A 19,804-nucleotide genomic window follows, 5' to 3' on the forward strand; every position below is an offset into this window, starting at 1 on the left:
AAGCTTATTTCGCCACCTTACTGTAAAATGAAGGTTCACTTTCATACAGCGTCCGGATATAGTTCATCACGTCATTGCGCAGATCGTCGCGCTGCAGCGCGAAGTCCAACGTCGCTTTGATAAAGCCGAATTTGTCCCCTACGTCGTGCCGGGCCCCTTGGAAATTGTAGGCGATGACCGGTCTTTTCTCGTTCAATCGCTTCAGCGCGTCCGTCAGCTGGATTTCGCCGCCCGCACCGGCAGGAAGACTCTCCAAAATATCGAAAATGTCCGGCGTCAAAATGTACCGGCCCATGATGGCATAGTTGGAAGGCGCAGCTTTTTTCGAAGGCTTCTCGACCAGCGTCTCCAGGAAGAACACCTCCGGCTCGATCGACGATCCCCGGGGAGCGATGATCCCGTATTTGGACACGTCCTCGTCGTTCACCTTTTGCACACCGACCACCGAAGAAGAATACCGGGAATGCACGCGAATGAGCTGGCTCAGGCACGGCTCGCTGGACTGCACGATGTCGTCGCCTAGCAGAACGGCAAACGGCTCGTCGCCGACAAAGCTGCGCGCGCACCAGATCGCGTGACCGAGGCCCTTCGGCTCTTTTTGACGAATATAGTGGATATTCGCCATCTCGGATATCGCTTGAATTTGCTCAAGCTCCTTGTTCTTGCCCTTCTTCGACAGCGTTTCTTCCAGCTCGAACGACTTGTCGAAGTGATCTTCGATGGCCCGCTTTCCGCGTCCGCTAATAATCAGGATATCTTCGATCCCGGAGGCAATCGCCTCTTCGATAATGTATTGAATCGTCGGCTTGTCCACAATCGGCAGCATTTCCTTCGGTTGGGCTTTGGTAGCAGGCAGGAAGCGCGTTCCTAGTCCCGCTGCAGGAATGATCGCTTTACGCAATTTCATGAGTCATACCTCCGCATACGAGTGTTTTGACGATCTCAATCACTTTCGCTTGCTCGGTTTCGGTCAGGCTGGAGCCGGAAGGCAGGCAAATGCCCTGCTCGAACAGCCGGTCGGATACGCTATGCCCCTCCTGATGCGGATAATAGGCGCAGCCTTGGAACAGCGGTTGCAGATGCATCGGCTTCCATACCGGTCTGGACTCGATGTTCGCCTCCGCCAACGCCCGGATGATGTCCCCCGACGTCGTTACCGCAACTTGCGGATCGACAGTCAGTGTCGTCAGCCACCGGGTCGCTTGACCGAAGGACGCCTCCGGCATAAACTCGACGCCCTCCATGGAGCCCAGCGCTTCGGCATAGGCCGCAAAGATGGCGCGTCTCGTTTCGATTCGCTCCGGCAGCATATGAAGCTGACCGATGCCGATGCCGGCGAGCACGTTGCTCATCCGGTAGTTGAACCCGACCTCGCTGTGCTCGTAATGCGGTGCGGGGTCCCGGGCCTGGGTCGCCCAATATCTGGCCTTTTCCAAAGCTTCGAGGTCGTCCGACACCAGCATGCCTCCGCCGGAGGTGGTGATGATTTTGTTGCCGTTGAACGAGTAGACTCCGAACCTGCCCAGCGTTCCGCTCGCCCGCCCTTTGTACGTCGCGCCCAGCGATTCGGCGGCATCCTCGATGACGGGAACGCCGTATTGGTCGCATAAGTCAAGCAGCGGGTCCATGTCTGCGCTTTGCCCGTACAGATTGACGACAACGACCGCTTTCGGAAGCTTCCCGGCACGCTTGGCTGCGGACAGCGCGCGCTCCAACGCTTGCGGAGACATATTCCAGCTTTCCGGCTCGGAGTCGATGAAGACCGGCTCCGCCCCTTGATACACCACCGGATTTACGCTGGCGACAAACGTTAGGCTTGAGCAGAACACTGTATCCCCGGCGCCGACTCCGAGCAAGCGCAAAGCCAGATGGATGGCCGCCGTACCGGAGCTGAGAGCCAAAGCGCCGTCGGCTCCGACATACCCGGCAATCTCTTTCTCAAAGACATCGACGTTGGGCCCTAACGGCGCGATCCAGTTGGTGGCGAAAGCTTGCTGCACCCATTGTTGCTCTTCTTGCCCCATATGCGGGGGAGACAGGTAAATCCTTTGATTCAGCGACATTTCGCTACGCCCTCCTCTGAGCAAGCTGACCCGGTTGATCAGCGAATTTGATTGGTTTGGCGGGTACGCCTACAGCCGTGCATTGAGCCGGAATGTCGTCAATGGCAACCGCTCCCGCTCCGAGCGTGCTCCAGCTTCCTATCGTTAAACCTTCGATCACTTTCGCGCCAAGCCCGATATGCGTTCCGTCTCCTACCGTGACATCGCCGGCTAAGGCTGCGGAGGGAGAAATATGCACGAAGCTTCCGAGCGCGTTCTCGTGCTCGACGATGGCGCCGGTGTTGATGATGCACTGAGCGCCGATCCTGGCGCCATGATTGATGACGGCTCCCGGCATGACGACCGAACCGCCGCCGATCGTCACCCCGCTTCCAAGCGTCGCCCTCGGGTGAATCAATACCGCGTAGCGAGATTCGGGGTACCCGAGCCGTTCCATGACGGCCCGGCGGGTGCGATTGCTGCCGATGGCAATAAACAGCCGGCAATCGTCGTCCTGCAGCAGCTCCGCCATGTCAGCAACCGGCCCGTGAAGGATGCCGTCCTGCCTAAAGCTGTGCGTATACTTGTCATCGCCGATTCCGGCCAGTTCATAGTCCCCCTGGGCCCGCATCACATCGAGGACGACCTTTCCATGACCGCCTCCGCCGATCAGGACGAGCTTCTTCATGCTAGAATCCCTCCGCCTTCCGGTTACCCGTAAATTTGCTCGTCGTGGCATGTCCCGCCTGTTGAACGCCGTCGGCACGGAATACTTTTTTCACCGTCATCCATAAAATTTTCGCATCCAGCATCAACGACGGGTGGTCGGTATACCATACGTCCAGCGCGAATTTCTCTTCCCAGGAGATCGCGTTTCTTCCGTTCACCTGAGCCCAGCCGGTAATGCCCGGACGGACCCAATGCCGCTTCTGCTGCTCCTCCGTATATAACGGCAAATATTCCATCAGGAGCGGCCTTGGCCCGATTAGACTCATATCTCCGCGCAGCACGTTGAACAGCTGAGGCAGCTCGTCCATACTTGTTTTGCGCAGCAGCTTGCCGAAGGTGGTCAGCCGTTCGGAGTCCGGCAGCAGCTCGCCCTTGCTGTCCTTGCGGTCGTTCATCGTGCGGAACTTGTACACGTGGAACGGCTTGCCATGAAGCCCGGGACGCTGCTGCCGAAACAGCACCGGCGAGCCCAGGTTCAGGCGGACCAGCAGGGCGACAAGAACGAACAAGGGAGCGAACGCGATGACCGCCGTCAGAGCAGCGGTGAAATCGAGCACGCGCTTGATGCGCTGCACGGATTTTCGTTTACGGCCCGTTTTCTTCTGCTCGATTTCCCCATACATGCGGTGCAGCCGAACAACGACCGCCTGCTCCGTAAATTCGCGCTCGATCACGCTGCGCGCTTCACTGCCGAATTGCTTCAGTAGCTCGTCGCTTGTGAGCAGCTTGTGCAGAGCGTCGGCAAACGGCTCGGGCTGCTTATAAGGGACCAAAAATCCCGTCTCGTTATGCTTCACCAGCTCTCTCGTGCCGAGAACGTCGCTGCCTACCGCCGGCTTGGAGAAAGCCATCGCTTCCATCAGAAAGCGGGGGATGCCTTCCTTCTCGGACGTGAGCACGACGATATCCGCCAGCTTGATCCAAGGGTAAATATAGCTCTGATGCCCAATCAGCCTCACTTCCTCCTCGAGGCCCAGCTCCATGATCTTCCTTCGGATTTCCGCTTCGAGCGGACCTTTTCCGGCCAGGACGCAGCAGAAATCATCTCCGTGCTTGTCTTTTAACAGACGAAGCGATTCCAGCAAGAAGGCATGATCTTTCACGGGCTCAAGCCGGGCCGCCATCAGGATGATTTTCTTTCCTTCGGGAATGAGCGCTTCCTGCCGCACCCGGTCCAACTCGGCCTGATCGATGCGGTAGCGGAACTCGTCCAGCCGGTTCAAGTCGACGCCGTTCCCTTCGTAGTAGACCGGCTTGCCCGGCGCCAGCTCCCGCAGCTTCTCCATATCCTCGCGGTTTTGCGAGGAAAGCGCGTCGCAGAACCGCGCGCCCAGCCTCTCAAGGCTGCGGTAGATGAAGCTGGCTACCCATTTCTGTCCGTCGAAAAACGGCAGTCCGTGGCTCGTATGCAGGATCATCGGCGTTCGGGCCAGCCACCCGGCCACCCGGCCGATCAGTCCGGCCTTCGCCGTATGCGTATGAACGATATCGAACCGCTCGCGACGAAGCAGTGAACGCATCTGTAGGATCGAGCGAAGATCGTCCAAAACATGAATTTTCCGGTTCATCGGCACGAAATGGAGCTTCAGGCGGTATCGTTTCATGAACTCCTCGTCATAACCGTCGGGAGACGAAATCAGATGAACCTCATATTCCGCCTTCTGCAGCACCGCCATCTTGTCCGCCAAAATTTTATGGGAGATGGCGCTTGTGCAAATATGAGCTACCTTCTTCATACGGTTACCTCGCGATAATATTGGCAGTACCAATTGGTAAACGCCTTAATTCCGGTCTCGATGCTAATCTTGGGCGTGAAGCCGACTTCGCGCACCAGCTCGTCGATATCGGCATACGTCGCCTGCACGTCGCCGGGCTGCATCGGCTTGAATTCGATCACCGCCTCTTTGCCGAGACATTCCTCGATCGTATGAATGAACTTCATCAAAGGAATAGGCCGGTTGTTGCCGATATTATAAATTTTATAGGGCGCGTACGAGGAGGACGGGTCCGGCTCCATCCGGTTCCAGTTATCGTTGTGCACCGGAGGACGGAAGAGCAGGCGCACGATGCCTTGCACGATATCGTCGATATAGGTGAAATCGCGCATCATTTGGCCTTCGTTAAACACTTGAATCGGCTTGCCCTCCATGATCGCCTTCGTGAACGAGAAATACGCCATGTCCGGTCTGCCCCAAGGCCCGTACACCGTGAAGAAACGCAAGCCTGTCGTCGGCAGCCCGTACAGGTGACTGTACGTATGGGCCATCAGCTCGTTCGCTTTTTTCGTGGCCGCATACAGGCTCACCGGATGATTGACCGCATCGGTCACGGAGAACGGCATTTTCACATTCGCTCCGTAGACCGAGCTGGAGGAGGCATAGATGAGATGCGGAATGCGATGCTTGCGGGAGCTCTCCAGCATATGCATGAAGCCGGTGATGTTGGAGTCGATGTACGCCCCCGGATTGACCATGGAATACCGCACGCCGGCTTGGGCTGCAAGATGAACGACCGCCGCAAAATCATGGGAAGCGAACAACGCATCGAGCGACTTCTGGTCGTGCAGGTCGAAGTTGTAATGAGCATAAGCGTCATATTCGAGCAGCCCTTTTAACCGGTCCTCCTTCAGCCTGACGTCGTAATAGTCGTTTAAGCAGTCGACTCCCACCACCGAGAAGCCTTCCTGAAGCAGCCTCACCGATAGATGATACCCGATAAAACCTGCGGATCCGGTGACTAAAATTTTCATCGCTGCGTCTTCCCTTCTTTCACGAATTGAGAAAACTTTTCCCAAAATTCTTGCCGTTCCTGATCCAGCTGGTTTTTCGTATAGTTCCCCGCTTTCCGATAGTTGGCTTGCGCTTGTTCGCTCATCCAACGCGTGTCGGAGATATATTGCTCGATTAGCCGGGCCAGATGCTTGTCATTGCCGGGCTTATGCAGATACCGCGGATCGATAAGCTCCGGAATGCCCCCGGCTGTCGACCCGATGACTGGACATCCCCGGCTCATCGCCTCGACCGTCGCTCTCGGCAAGCCTTCCTGGAAGCTCGGCTGCAAGTAAAGATCCACTTGATCCAGCCATTCGAATACGGCATCGCCACTCTGCAGAACGCCGTCGAACCGCACCTGTCCCTGCAAGCCGAATTTGGCTGCCAGCGCTTCCCACGGCTCCTTGTCGCCTCCGCCGAGCACCCGGAACTCAAAGGCCGGCAGCTTCGGCTTCACCCGGGCCAACGCCTCCAGCGCCGTCGCAATGCCTTTCGTTTTGCCGTTCAGATTGCCGATCAGCCCCAGGATAACAGGCTTCCCTCCGGCCTCGATTTTGCGGAGCCGGCGGTCCAGCACCTCGGGGCACAGATCCGGAATTTCCACATCCGAGCAGCCTTCGGTATATCCGCTCGTATTCGGATACCGGTGCTGCAGGAATTGCTTCGTCACGTAGATCGCAAACGGCGCTTCCTTCACCTGTGCTTTCGTCTTCAGCGTCGCAATAGGTGCATACGCCTTCCCTTGCAGATTGCCGTAATTCCACAGCGCATCCCAAGCGCAGGCAACCATTTCCACGGCAAAAGGCTTCTTGAGCTTCTTGGCGATCGCCACCGCTTCCGAGCCGATTTCGCTTGGTAGCCGGGCGATCACCGCATCCGACTGCGCGATCGATTCGGTCAGTACGCGCTCGATATAGCCTTTTTTCGTCAGTTTGTTCACCGGATTGCTGAGGGAAGGCAGCACGACAAATTCCACATTTTTGCCGCTCGACAAGCTTTTATTCACAATTTCCGTTTCCGAAGATATTTTTTTTGCCCGGGACGCCACCGTAATTTCGTCAAATACGGTCAAATACCGTTCCCACACCGAGTAGGGGAGCTTTCCGCTGGAAAAAAATTTCCCGGAATCGTTAAAGTAAAACGTATGGTCATGCGCCCATAATACCTTCATGGTCCTCGACCCTCTCAGATAGATTTAATAGGTTTTGCCGGGACTCCGCCGACAACGGTATGCGGGGGCACCGGCTTGGTCACGACCGCTCCGGCGGCCACCACCGCCCTGCTGCCGATGTCCACGCCCGCCAGAATGCGGCATCCGCAGCCGATCCAGACGTCCGATTGAATCGTGATCGGCGCGTATTTGACCGGGTTGTCGCGAATCGGCATGGCGGCGTCATCCCAAGCGTGCTCGAATGAAATCATCGAGGTCTGGTGCGCGATCGATACGTCGTTATCGATCGTAATGCCGCCCCCCGCATCCAGATAACACTGTTTATGTATGCTTACATTGCTACCGATGGAGAGCTTCTCCCATTGCTTAATCTCAACGGACCGGCCGACGAATACGTTATCGCCGCACTTTGGAATCAACCGTTTGAGAAGGCAGTAGCGCGTTGCGAGCCCCAAAGGCTCCGGCAGCAGGTCGGTCGCGTGCCACGTGCTCTTGAGCAGAGGCTTCGGTATGATCGAGAACAGCGCCGTTAGCAGGTTCAGAAATCCTTTGTAGCGATGAAATTTGTCCCTTCCTCGGATGGCAAGCCTCTCCTTTCTTGGATTGCGCTGCTTTGGGCCTGAATAACCACGCGAGCGTATACGCGTTCATCATGTAGAGAATGGGCACGACAGGCACCTTTTTCCGGACCATGTTATCCCCGATCGTCCCTACCCCGTACTCCAGATTCCGCTCGGTCACGGTAACGAAGCCGACCAACACTAGCGTGCAACCGAAGGTGAACAGCAGAATAAGGCACATCGCAAAAAACGAACGCGTCTCCTTATGACGCAAGAACACGATCATGGACAGTCCGAAGGAAATCATCATATAGACCGCCTCCGCCGTACGCATCACAAACTCCATATCCCAATTGAGCGCTTTGAACGGATTCGGAGAGATGAACAGAAAGACCGTCAACATGAAGGAATTCAGAAGCCCGGTCGGCCCCACCTTCAAGAACACCACGCCTAGTGCGCCGATGAGCATGAGCAAGGCGATCTTGAAGTTTCGGCGGAACAGCAAGTAAAAGGATAAAATATAGACGATCGAATAATCTCTGAGCATGGACGTATAGAAGAAGACGATGATGAACAAAAGGTATCGACGGTTTAATAAAAGCTGGGTGCACAGCAGCCCCAGGAAGGCGCACGTGATGTCCTTGCCGAACACGGAAGACATATACATCAGCGCCGGACTTGCGAGCAGCCCGATAATCAGCACCGCGTTATACGTTCGTTTGCCTGCCTCCGAAAGCTCGTACGTGAAAAACTTGTCGTTCAGCCGGTACGTCATATTGCAGCACAGAACGAGCAAAAAGGCATTAAACGTAACGATGACAAGGGGATCGGCCAAATCCAGAAATTTATAAAACGGCATGTACAGCAGCCCGAACACCGGATACGCCGAAGAATGCAGCCAATTGGTCGTAATGTGCTCCGTCGCATAACGGACAAAGTCGTCTAACTGCGGATAAAACGTCACCTGCCGGAAATAGCCTCTGGCATCCGGACCGAATAAAGGGTCCGTCGTCAGGGCGTAGATCCATTTCCCGATCAGCAGCACCATAAGTCCGATGTAGAGCACGACCGGTTGATTCGGCCACTTCAACATGACGAAAAAGGGAAGCAGCAATATAAAGAAAAAGACAAGCCCGACATCGAGATTCCACTGGTAAACCCATTTGGTCGTCAGCATCAACAGGACGGCGTACATCCAGAGCAGCATCGTTTGCACCAAGGGGTTATCCCTTGCAGGCGGCAGGTCAACCTTCCGCTCAAGCATGATAAATGTTCTCCAGCCGCCGGATGCTCTCGCGGATATCGTAGCCGTACTTTTTCAAGAAACGATGCCTCGTCGGCCAATCCGGTGCGGCCGAACGTCCCAGTATTTCCGTAATCTTGTCGACCCATACCTCGGGCTGCAGCTTAAGATGCTCCACCATGCCGAAGCTCAGGTCGGCTTCATCCGGCACATGCTCCGATACGAGGCTGGGCACGCCGCCGGCCTGAGCTTCGATGACGACAATGCCCAAGCCTTCGAATAGCGACGGCAGCAGGAACACATCGAAAGCGCCGATAATTTCCGGAATATCTTTGCGGGCTCCCAGGAAACGGACCTGTCGCCGGATGCCCATCGTTTCGGCAAGCCGCTCCATCTCCTCGCGCAATCTCCCGTCTCCGACCAGCACGAGCTGCGCCTCGGGGATCTCTTTAACCAGTAAAGAAAAGGTCTCCAGTAGAAAACGGTGATTCTTCTCTTCGCTGAACCGGCCGATATGCCCCACAACCGGAATCGACGGGTCGGTCACGCCGATCCGCTGCCTGAGCCCGCTCCGATCCGTTGGCAGCTGCTCGTATGGCAGCAGATTGATCGCATTGGGAAGCAGTTCCGTGCGGGTATCTTTCCAGCAGCGGGCCCCGAAGAGCGATTCGCATGCCGGCCTGGAGCAGCCGATCAGATGCGTGCTATGCTTTAAAATCAGCGATTTCATGTAATGGCGGTACAAGGTGCGGAACAGCGTCGTCCGCTGTTCGGCATTCACTGTATGACTGTGGCACACGCGAACCGGAACGCCGATCTCCTTGGCCAGCTTCAGCACATACCCGCTGAATTGGAAAATATGGCTGTGAATGGCGGCATAGGGACCATTTTCTCTCACGTTATGCAGGAATTGCTCTCGGAACGGGCCAAGCCCTTTCCGGGGATGCGGCTGCAGCAAGATTTTCCCGCCAAGCTCGCGAATCTCGCGGTCGTAGAACCCTTCGCCTTCCAACTGGACCGCGAAATGAAACTCGAACCGCTCCCGGTCGATGTTCCTGTAAATGTTCATCAGCAGTGTCTCGACACCGCCGGGATCCATTTTTCCGACAACATGCAATATTTTAATCGCGCTCATCTTACCCTCCCGGATGACTGTATCCTTTGGCTACGATTTGCTTCCGATACGTCCCGGCATCCACACGCCGGTCACGATCTGCATGGATCGCTTGACCTTGAACATCATGCTGAAATAGCAGAACGCCGTCGACAGCAAGTTCGCCAAGGCCGCACCGATCATGCCGAGGCTCGGAATCAGCAGCAGATTAAACGCCACATTCAGAACGGTAGAAATCATCAAGATCCGGCTGGACGCGCGCTGCTGCCCGGTCATTGTCATGACCGTTCCGGATTGCCCGCAATACGAATGAACGAGATGGCTCAGCGACAGCAGAATGAGTGCGGTCGTACCGGCTTTGAATTCTTCTCCGAACAATCCCAGAATCCATTGGCCCAGCAGCAGAATCGTCAGGAACACCAGACCGGCGAAGGCGAACCCCGATCGGCCGGACAGTGTGCATACCTTTTGCATCTGCTTCAAATCGCCCTTGGCATAGGACTCCGAAATCATCGGGGCCGCAATCATATTGATCGACGTGATCGCAAACGAAACCATCGTTGCGATCCGCACGGCCGCCGAGAAAATACCGGACTCGCTCGTGCCGTGCATCATGCCGATCATGACGACGCTAAGCTGTCCCAGAATCAGATACATGCCCGAATTCACCATCAAGGTCAGCGATTCCGACAGCCAATGCTTCGTTTGAAACCGGTGCGAATGCCCTTTCGTATGCGGCGTCAGCTTACGATTAAGCACCCAGGCCCCGAACAGATACGACAGCAGCATCGACCCGACGAAGATGACCATCGCTTCGAAAGCGCCGGCTTTGACGTGAAATAGGATCGTGTAAGCATATAAAATGACGATGCAGAATACGGGACGCAGCACCTTTTCCGGCAGTTGGGCAACCAGCACTTCCTTCAGCGCCAGCAGCGAGCTTTGCCTTAAAGTCGCCGTCGCCATCAAAGGAATGATCAGCAAGGCGGTCAAAAAGGTGTAATAGAACTCGCCTCCGCTGTTCCTGTACATCACGTAAATGACAATTCCGCTACTTCCCATCAGCATTAGCGACACAAGCAAGGTCAGCTGGTTCGCCCGGCGCAGCAAGCCTTTGACTTCGCCCCACAGCTGGTCCGCCTTGTAAGAAGATACGAACCTAACGATCGCCGTATCGAAGCCAAGGTTGGCGGGAAAAGCTACGAAGGTGATGACCGTCATCACAAAAGCGTAATATCCGTAGCTGACGACTCCGAGCAGCCTGGCCAGCACGACCTGCATCAACACGGCAAGCCCGACGCCGGCCACATTCATCATGAACGAGATGGAGCCGCTTTTCGCAAGAATTCGGGAAACGTTCGTTTCCGTCCGATGTAACGTCGTCTGTTTCATACATACCTTCTTCTTCAGTTAGTCTGAATCCCGGGAACGGTCTGGTCGTTTCCGGACCGGTTAGGAAACGTTGCTGTACGTAGGCACCAGATGCTTGAGCACCTCGCGAATTTCCTGCTGCCCTTTGCCCAGCACTCTCTCCAGCTTGCGGATCTCGAATTCCAGCTCCGTCCGGTTGATGTTCATCGGCTTGCCAATGAAGATCCGGTCATGCATCGTCGAGGTGATGCCTTCTTCGTTCGTTAACAGTTCCTCGTACAATTTCTCGCCTTCCCGCATGCCTGTAAACTCGATATTGATGTCGACATTCGGCTCGAAGCCGGACAAGCGGATCAAGTCGGCCGCCAGATCGTAAATTTTCACGGGCGCGCCCATGTCCAGAATGAATACCTCGCCGCCCTTGGCAAAGGCGCCCGCCTGAATGACAAGCTGAACCGCCTCGGGGATCGTCATGAAGTAGCGCACCATCTCCGGATGGGTGACCGTCACCGGACCGCCTCGCTGAATCTGATCTTTAAACCGGGGAATGACGCTGCCCCGGGAGCCCAGCACGTTGCCGAAGCGGACGGCGACGAACTTCGTTTGGCTCTGCTTGTCCAAGCTTTGAATGAACATTTCGGCGATCCGCTTCGTCGTCCCCATCACGCTCGTCGGATTGACCGCCTTGTCCGTGGAGATTAAGACGAACCGCTCCGCCTGGAACTGATCGGCGCACTCGGCGACATTTTTCGTACCGAATACGTTATTCTTGACCGCCTCGGAAGGATTCCGCTCCATCAACGGCACATGCTTATGAGCTGCCGCATGGAAAACCACCTGCGGGCGATATTGGCTGAACATCTCCTCCAGCCTCGTCCGGTCCTGCACGTCGGCAATGACCGTCTCCAATTCGAGCTCTGGCGCAAGCCGGCGCATTTCCATCTCAATCGTATAAATGCTGTTTTCACCATGTCCCAGCAGCAGCAGCTTCCGAGGGCGGAAAGGGGCAATCTGTCGGCACAGCTCCGAACCGATCGAGCCGCCGGCGCCCGTAACGAGGACGATCTTGTCTTCCACGTAATTGGCGATGCCGTCCAAATCCGTCTTGATCGGATCTCTGCCGAGCAAATCCTCCACCTGCACGTCGCGCACTTGGTTTAAGGTTGTTTTGCCTGCGATAATTTCCTGCAGATGAGGAATAATTTTCAGCCGGGCTTTCGTTTGCTTGCAAATGTTAATAATGTCCGTGATTTGCGTCTTGGATACCGAAGGCATCGCAATAATGACCTCGTCGATGCCGTGTTTTTCGACAATCGCCGGAATCTGTTCACGACCGCCCAGTACAGAGAGACCGTACACTTGAAGCTTTTGCTTATAAGGATCGTCATCGACGAATGCGAACGGCATCGTATCGTAAGCCTCGTTGCTCTTCAGCTCCTTGGCAAACAGCATTCCGCAGCTTCCGGCTCCGACGATGAGCGCCTTCTTCGGTTCGTCGGCCCCTTGTCGCTTGCTTCCGAACTTGTCGCAGAACACTCTCCATACGAACCTGCTGCCGCCGAGCAGCAGCAACATCGTTTCGGCGGTATGCAGGGCTATCGTGAACGAAACCGGGTGGGCCGAGATCGCATTTGTCGCCAAGTAAGATACCAAGCTGCTGACCGCCACCGTTTTCGTCATCGAAATCAGCTCGCCGACACTCGCATACTGCCAGATCCGGTTGTACAGCTTGAAGAGAAACATAAACGCCGTGCTCACGATGCAAGAAATCGTCCCATACAGCAGCCACAGCTGCATCTGATCGGCGGGAATGGCGTTTTTATACGAGAAGTAAAAGGCAAAGTAGACGCTAAGCCATACCATACCGAGATCGATTGCTACCAAAATTCCCGTTCTTTTGGAATAATTCATCGTTCTTCCTCCCACAGGTTTTATTCGTTGCCATAGTAATAATAGGCATTGCCGGATGGCCGGGCTATTCGGTTTAGTACGACGCCCAGGAGGTTAGCCTGCACGAACTCCAGCGAATTTTTGGCTTTCTGCACCAAGTCCCGTTTGACTTTCCCGGAATCGACCACGAGAATGACGCCGTCGCATTTGGTTGCTATAATTTGCGCGTCGCTGACCGCAAGCACCGGAGGCGTATCGAGCAGCACGATATCATAACGCTGCTGGAGCTCCTCGAGCAGCCCGGTCATTTTCTGCGAAGCGAGAATCTCCGACGGATTTGGAGGAATGGAACCCGAGGTCATCACTTCCAGGTTCGGGATATCCGTTACTTTGACGGCCATCTCAAGCGTACATTGAGAGGTAAGCACATCCGTCAGTCCGTACCGGTTGGATAGATGGAACGTATGATGCGCCGTCGGCTTGCGCAGGTCGGCATCGATCAGCAGTACCTTCCTATTCGATTGGGCGTATACAACAGCCAGGTTATTAATTGTCGTCGATTTCCCCTCCATCGGGCTGGAAGACGTCACCATCAACGTCCGGCACAGCCGGTCGACGGATGAGAACTGGATATTCGTACGCAGCGTCCGATACGACTCGGAGACGGGCGATTTGGGATGGCTGTGCGCAATGACGGGACGCCGCTTAGCGGACTTGGACATTCGGTAGTTCACCGACCTTTCGCTCGGAAGACAAGGAGCCTTTATTCGTTTCCAGGTCCTGTTCGTCGATTTGGGTAATTAAAGCAAGCGTCGGCAAGCCCAGATAACGTTGGACGTCCTCTTCCGTTTTGATCGTATCGTCCATATATTCCAGCAAAAAGGCGAGCCCGATAGAAAGCATGAGCGAAGCTAGAAAACCAATCGCAATATTCAATACCGGGTCCGGCTTTACGGGCAAGGACTGCTTGGCCGGATCGGCCTGGTTCAGCAAAATCACGTTATCGACCTTCATGATTTTCGGAATTTGGCTTTGAAACACCTGGAACACGGCATTGACGATATGAGCCGCCTTCTCGTAGGACGAATCTTGAATCGAGATGGTGAGCACTTGGGTCTCGTTCACCGAGCTCAGCTTGATCTTGCTGATCAACTGCTCGGAGGTCATGCCGAACTCAGGATGCTCCTTCGTGACAATGTCCATGATGGCCGGGGTCTTAATAATTTCCTTGTACGTCGTAACAAGCGAAATATTCGTATTTACGGAATTTAAGTCCAATTTCACAAAACCGGCTTGATCGGGCGACGAGTTAATAATCAGCTTTGTCGAAGCTTCGTACACGGGCTTCATGAAAAAATAGCTCACGATACCGGCAGCCGTACAACTAACTGCGACGACGAGAACAATCAGCCATAGACGTTTGCGCAATATGCTCATCACCGCTTTTAAATCGAAATCCATGGTCACGTTATACAGATCCTCGCTTTCGTTTGATGTGATTTTTTCGATTGTTCTTTATAACGAACGATTCCTCCTAAAAAAAAGCGGTAGTTGGATAAAGAAAAAGCTCCTGCGAACTTGCCGAACCGGTCTCCAAATCTCAAAGCTCCGGTCCTTGAGCAATGATTCCGCATTATGCTGGTAATACTTCACGTAATCACCTCCGAGCATTTCAGTCACGATGCCGTAGGCCCGCTGCAAATGAAACGGGCGGCGAATGGCATCATGTGCATCCGACGCGATAAAATGCACCAGATTTCTTCGGCATAGCTCTAAAGCAACCGAACGGACCTGGGGGCCGAAATAACCCGTTATGGAATGGGAAGTCACTTGCGCCAGAGCACCATGTTCAATCAGCTTCAGCAGCTTGTCCGGCTGCTCCGCGATTTCCTTATTGCGTTCCGGATGGGCGATAACCGCCGTCAAGTTTCGAATCGAAAGTTCGTGAAGGATCTCCTCGACCCGTTCGGGAAGCTTGGACGACGGGAATTCGATCAAGATGTAGGTCGAACCGTTCAGAGTCAACAATTGATTGGCATAAAAATCGTCAAGCCACTGCGGGTGAGTATGAATCTCTTGACCGCTGCAAATCGTTAAAGGGATCTGGTGCCGCACGAGCTGTTCCTGAAAAAACGACACCGCCGTTTCGACAGTTTGTGCAGGATTACAGTAGCTGCCCTTTCGATGATGGGGCGTGGCGATAATCGTCGAAATCCCTTCTTGAACAGCCAAGCGAGCGAGCTCAAGCGACTGCTCCAAGCTGGCAGGACCATCATCCAAACCATGAAGAACGTGACTATGTATGTCGATCAATGTCTGCTTCCTCCCGCTTATCCCGACTATGATAAATTATGGCACATTTTCAAAGCGAACGATGAGGGAACAGAGTTGTGTATTTGATTAGTTAAAAATGATTATTTTTCAATTATGGATACAGGATTTAACAGGCTCTTAATGTAATAAATGATACAATTTAAAAAAGCTTTTACCCATTAAATGTAACCTATTGTATAAACTTTATTTAATATATACATAAATTTACATTCATAGTTTTTTAAAGAATGAAAGCGTTTTTGTTTTTCATGAAAATGGAGAAAAGCTCTTTCATCAAAAGGCCTCGCGAGGATTTTTAAAAAAATATGACCCCCACCCTTTTGGGTATATTTGGAATACAAAATTTGGTCGATTTTGGGACTTTAGATTGACTACAGGTAAAAACACCCAATAGCTTGAGTAATTTGGAAAAACATAAGCCTAGGCGCTCCTCCCTGCAAAACGAACTATGTCTGGGTCATTGAACACATTTTTTGCTGCCCTTAAGGCCCAGAAATAGGAAGGACACCCAGCTCTTGAATGCCGGATGCCCTTGATTTTCAGTTTAAAGCTTGCGCCAAACGAATAAGCAAATCTCCTAGCTCTGCCGGGATTTTTTTTCCCTTTAATGCCGAAACTTCATGGATATAGGCGTGAATTTGCTTGTGCTCCAGCTTTTTCACCAGCGCATTGACTACGCCATGACCACCTGGTCCTGTCACCAATTGGCGCGTCACGTTCGCAAGGCTCCCATAGGTAACCTGTACCGTATACGTTGCGGAGGTGACCGTCGTATGGCCTGCCTGATCCTGGGCCGTGGCCGTCACAGTGCCTGTTCCAAGCGGGAGCTTATATCCCGGCTGATCGACAAGCGGCCCGCCGCAAGAGCTGTACACGACGCCGGAAACCGTATCCGTGGCCGTACAAACGACCAATACCCGTTGATCGACCGTATACTCGCCTGCACCGGTCCACTGTACAACCGGCGGCGTTTTGTCGATGGAGACGACAACCGATTGCGGCGGCTCTGTATTGCCTGCTTTATCGGTGGAGCGGAAGGACACCGTGTGCGATCCTTCCTTGTTGATGAGCAGCGGGTCCCGGTAAAGCTGCCACTGGCTTCCGCCGTTCAGGCTGTATTCCGTCCGTTCGACGCCCGACTGTTCGTCTACTGCCGTCAGCTTTAGCGTCACGTCGGATATAAACCAGCCGCCTCTCCGTTCCCCTTCCAGCTTCGCCGTCGTAACAGGCGCTTCCCGGTCCGTCTCGTTGGCCACCGTTATTTTATTGCTCGCTGCGCTCTCGTTATGCAATCTGTCGCTGGCCGTGACCACGTAAGTATACGTTTTTCCGTCAGCCGCTATCGGATCTACGATCTTCTGCACGGTGACATTTCCAACTTTGCGTACCGTTGCGACAATTGCCTCGGGATGCTCCAGTCCGGGGACTTCCTTCCCCTCAAAGCGGTAAACCACATAATAGGCCTCATCCCGTGAACCGCTGCCTTCCCAGCTCAGCTCCACTCCGCCCTCTTGGCGTACCGCAGCTAGCAGAACCGGCGTCGCAGGCGCCTGCGCATCCAACCAAGGCATAGCGGGTATAAGCGCCCGATGCGGGTACAAGTCTTGCTTCAGCCGGTTTCCGAACCCGAGCGGGTTGGCAAGCAAATCTTTGGCCGAGAAAAACATACTGCCGCGGATCGTTTCAAAGTTGCGGTTAAATACAAGCTGGTTAGGCAGTTCGTCCGGCTTCTGCCAAGCCGGGTCCGCCGAGCCGATCCGGTAAGGCGCCTGCCCGATGTACAGGTGTACGTTCTTCCCTTGCGTTTCCTTGGTCCACCAATCGATCAGCTTCTCGTAGGCGGCCGGCGAGTAACCGAAGTTCCAATAAATTTGCGGAGCAATATAGTCCAGCCAGCCTTGCTGTATCCAAGTTCTTGTATCCGCATACAAATCGTCATAGTTCCGCAAGCCGTTCGTGTCGGAGCCTGTCGGATCATCCGCTTTATTTCTCCATATTCCAAAAGGACTTATGCCGAATTTGACATGACTTTTTTCACGGTGGATTGCCGAGCTCAACTGCTGTACAAGCCCATTGACATTGTTTCTCCGCCAATCGGCCTTATTGCCGAATTGTCCGCCGTATTGTCGATACGTGTCTTCATCGGGAAAATCGACGCCGGCTGTAGGATATGGATAAAAATAGTCATCCATATGAACTCCGTCGATGTCGTAGTTTTTCACCACCTCAAGCACGCTTCCGATCACAAAATCTTTCACCGCCGGAATCCCGGGGTTATACAACAGCCTTCCTCCGTAGGCGACGACCCAATCCGGATGCTGCCGGGCCGGATGGTCCGCCACCAGTTTATCGATCTGGTCCTGCATGCTGATCCGGTAAGGATTGAACCAGGCATGAAACTCCAAGTTCCGCTTATGAGCTTCCTCAACCATAAAAGCCAAAGGATCATATCCGGGATTTTTACCTTGAACGCCGGTCAGCCATTCCGACCACGGCCCATAATTCGACGGATAGAACGCATCGGCCGTCGGCTTCACCTGTACGATCACGGCGTTCATTCCAAGGGCTTGAAGCTCATCCAGCATCTGAGCAAAATCGCGCTTCTGCTCCTCTGGCGTCACGACTCCTTTTTTCGGCCAGTCGATATTTTCCACCGAGGCAATCCAAGCGGCTCTCAGCTCACGTTTCGGCATAGCGGCCGGTTGGTTGACGATGAGCATTTTATCGCTGGATTTTCCCCCGTAGCTGGCCGTAATTCGCGTGGCTCCTATTTTCAATGCCGATATGTTACCGTTCGAATCAATCCGCGCTACCTCGGGATTGCTGTTCTTATAGGCCGAATTTCCTGTAACGTCGACCGGTTCGTTCATCAAGGAGTAGGTAGCACTTACTTTGGCTTGCTGCGTTTGTCCTACGTTCATCGCCTTGATTTCGGCCAGCTCAATTTTTTGCAAAATAGGCGTCGGCTTTTTCACCGTAAGCGTGTAGCTCGAGGTCTGGCCGCCGAAGCTCGCCGTAATGACAACTTCCCCGTCCTTCATCGCCTTGAGCTTCCCGGTCGTGTCGATTGCTGCCACCTCAGGATTGCTGCTTAGGTAGGAAACGCCGCTGACGATCTCTATTGGCTCGCTATTGGATGGATACGCGGCAAATACTTTAACCGTATCGCTATCGCCAACCGTCAACGTGCCGGATGCCGATAGCTCAATGCTTCGCGGCATCGAAGCCTCCGCGGTCACTGTTAGGGAGAATAGAGCTTGTGGCGCGTTAGCCGCTGTGACCGAGATCGTCGTCGTCCCGGGCTGCAGCGCCTTGACTAGGCCAGACTCGTTGATCGTCGCTATGGTTGGATCGCTGCTCGCATAAACGACCCCACCCGTGACTTCCACCGGCTCCGTACTCCCGCTGTACGTTCCGTACACCTTAGCCTGCATGCTATCTCCACTTTTCATCGGTGTCAGGCCGCGCAAATCCAGCGCATACATATTTAAATCGGCATAAAAAGCGCTCAGCCGGTCAAAATACAAGGTGCCTCCGTTTTTATTATTGTCGTTCGTTTCGACGATATAGATTTGGGTTAGCTTCATAGGCAGCTGCATACCCGCAGGAACAGATGCCGTGACGTATTTCCAGCCGGTCCAGCTTAACCCGCCGCTTCCCGTAAAATCGGTTGTTATCTTTTTACCGGAAGCATCTTGAAGCTGGGCACGCAGCCAGTGATTGTTTCCGTCCCCGTATACCCACACGCCGAGCATTTGTGGGGACCCTTCCAGCGTGCGCCCGGCTGAGCCATCAGCATCTTTAAAATTAATATAGGCCGCAGAGGTGCCAAGAGTCCCGGTAAAATCATAAGCGAGCGCCCCGGAGCGGTATCCGTTTCTTACGGGGCCTGGTCTTCCGGACATCGTCAAGGTGACCGCATTCGCCCTGGCCGAAGAGGCATAAAGGTTTGCCCCATTCTCGAAATCCTCAATCGATATGGAGGAACTGGTCGTCAGAGATCCAGCTCCGTTCTTTTCTTCCGCATAAGCAAAATTAGTATCCCCATGTACCGCAGGAAACATCATATTAACGAGCAACAAAATAATTATGTAAGCGATTCCATTTTTACTTAAGCCTTTACCTTTCATCGAATCCCCTCCGCAGCCTGATAATGAATCAAATTTCCTTACCATTGCCGAATTCCTTCTCGATCAGCTCGCATCCCTCCCCTTTATATGTTATGTACGTGTCAAGTTTTGGAAACAAAAATAACTTCCACATAATGACAAACGCTCAATCACAACTCATTATAGACGCTCGGAAATATAATTTCAACAAATTTATTTGTCGTAAAATTTTATTTCGAGGCACATAAAACGTGCTTTCGACAATTTTCTGCTACGGCTAAAAGAAAACACAAAAAAAGAACCCCAGCTGAGGTTCTTCTTCTGTGCTTGGCGACGTCCTACTCTCCCAGGACCCTGCGGTCCAAGTACCATCGGCGCTGGAAGGCTTAACGGTCGTGTTCGGGATGGGTACGCGTGGTTCCCTTCCGCCATCATCACCAAACGGATATCGATGTTTCTGCCACGAAACA

Annotated in this window: 15 protein-coding genes and 1 rRNA gene; all 16 read right to left on the reverse strand. The window is 53.8% G+C overall.

Translation table 11 applies throughout. The features are described from left to right. Nucleotides 1-4 precede the first annotated feature (4 nt). Nucleotides 5-907, reverse strand: coding sequence for a UTP--glucose-1-phosphate uridylyltransferase GalU (gene galU / locus ET33_RS23245; protein WP_010497664.1), 903 nt, complete (start codon nucleotides 905-907; stop codon nucleotides 5-7). After that, nucleotides 894-2,063: a DegT/DnrJ/EryC1/StrS family aminotransferase gene (locus ET33_RS23250; RefSeq protein WP_036687461.1), complete on the reverse strand. Its 1,170-nt coding sequence runs from the start codon at nucleotides 2,061-2,063 to the stop codon at nucleotides 894-896. The genes galU and ET33_RS23250 overlap by 14 nt, the downstream gene beginning before the upstream one ends. 4 nt (nucleotides 2,064-2,067) lie before the next feature. Beyond that, nucleotides 2,068-2,730, reverse strand: a complete 663-nt coding sequence (locus ET33_RS23255) for an acetyltransferase (RefSeq protein ID WP_036687462.1) — start codon at nucleotides 2,728-2,730, stop codon at nucleotides 2,068-2,070. Between the two features lies 1 nt (nucleotide 2,731). Then, nucleotides 2,732-4,507 carry a sugar transferase gene (locus ET33_RS40440; protein ID WP_036687463.1) on the reverse strand — a complete coding sequence of 592 codons (1,776 nt, stop codon included), beginning with the start codon at nucleotides 4,505-4,507 and terminating at the stop codon, nucleotides 2,732-2,734. Further along, the gene (locus ET33_RS23265) at nucleotides 4,504-5,520 is read right to left on the reverse strand and encodes an NAD-dependent epimerase (protein WP_036687465.1); all 1,017 of its coding nucleotides are present in this window, start codon (nucleotides 5,518-5,520) and stop codon (nucleotides 4,504-4,506) included. The genes ET33_RS40440 and ET33_RS23265 overlap by 4 nt, the downstream gene beginning before the upstream one ends. Beyond that, nucleotides 5,517-6,713, reverse strand: a complete 1,197-nt coding sequence (locus ET33_RS23270) for a glycosyltransferase family 4 protein (protein WP_036687468.1) — start codon at nucleotides 6,711-6,713, stop codon at nucleotides 5,517-5,519. Before ET33_RS23270 ends, ET33_RS23265 begins: the two co-directional genes overlap by 4 nt. Before the next feature lie 14 nt (nucleotides 6,714-6,727). Next, nucleotides 6,728-7,168, reverse strand: a complete 441-nt coding sequence (locus ET33_RS40445; protein ID WP_327204067.1) for an acyltransferase — start codon at nucleotides 7,166-7,168, stop codon at nucleotides 6,728-6,730. Then, on the reverse strand, nucleotides 7,110-8,537 hold the full coding sequence (locus ET33_RS37700; RefSeq protein ID WP_081890453.1) for a hypothetical protein: 1,428 nt from the start codon (nucleotides 8,535-8,537) through the stop codon (nucleotides 7,110-7,112). The genes ET33_RS40445 and ET33_RS37700 overlap by 59 nt, the downstream gene beginning before the upstream one ends. Beyond that, on the reverse strand, nucleotides 8,530-9,651 hold the full coding sequence (locus ET33_RS23285; RefSeq protein ID WP_036687474.1) for a glycosyltransferase: 1,122 nt from the start codon (nucleotides 9,649-9,651) through the stop codon (nucleotides 8,530-8,532). The genes ET33_RS37700 and ET33_RS23285 overlap by 8 nt, the downstream gene beginning before the upstream one ends. 30 nt (nucleotides 9,652-9,681) lie before the next feature. Beyond that, complete coding sequence (locus ET33_RS23290) at nucleotides 9,682-11,022, reverse strand: flippase (RefSeq protein WP_036687477.1); 1,341 nt, start codon at nucleotides 11,020-11,022, stop codon at nucleotides 9,682-9,684. A gap of 60 nt (nucleotides 11,023-11,082) precedes the next feature. Further along, nucleotides 11,083-12,912 carry a polysaccharide biosynthesis protein gene (locus tag ET33_RS23295; RefSeq protein WP_036687479.1) on the reverse strand — a complete coding sequence of 610 codons (1,830 nt, stop codon included), beginning with the start codon at nucleotides 12,910-12,912 and terminating at the stop codon, nucleotides 11,083-11,085. A gap of 20 nt (nucleotides 12,913-12,932) precedes the next feature. After that, entirely contained in the window at nucleotides 12,933-13,613 is a 681-nt protein-coding gene (locus tag ET33_RS23300; protein ID WP_036687481.1) for a CpsD/CapB family tyrosine-protein kinase, read from the reverse strand. Beyond that, complete coding sequence (locus tag ET33_RS23305) at nucleotides 13,597-14,352, reverse strand: YveK family protein (RefSeq protein WP_179223612.1); 756 nt, start codon at nucleotides 14,350-14,352, stop codon at nucleotides 13,597-13,599. The genes ET33_RS23300 and ET33_RS23305 overlap by 17 nt, the downstream gene beginning before the upstream one ends. A 54-nt stretch (nucleotides 14,353-14,406) precedes the next feature. After that, complete coding sequence (locus tag ET33_RS23310) at nucleotides 14,407-15,204, reverse strand: tyrosine-protein phosphatase (protein ID WP_036687487.1); 798 nt, start codon at nucleotides 15,202-15,204, stop codon at nucleotides 14,407-14,409. Nucleotides 15,205-15,764: 560 nt separating this feature from the next. Then, complete coding sequence (locus ET33_RS23315) at nucleotides 15,765-19,355, reverse strand: family 10 glycosylhydrolase (protein ID WP_036687489.1); 3,591 nt, start codon at nucleotides 19,353-19,355, stop codon at nucleotides 15,765-15,767. A 304-nt stretch (nucleotides 19,356-19,659) separates the two neighbouring features. Beyond that, nucleotides 19,660-19,776: ribosomal RNA gene (gene rrf, locus ET33_RS23320) — 5S ribosomal RNA — on the reverse strand. Between the last annotated feature and the right edge of the window lie 28 nt (nucleotides 19,777-19,804).

The sequence above is a fragment of the Paenibacillus tyrphae genome (genome assembly GCF_000722545.1).
Taxonomy (GTDB): domain Bacteria; phylum Bacillota; class Bacilli; order Paenibacillales; family NBRC-103111; genus Paenibacillus_G; species Paenibacillus_G tyrfis.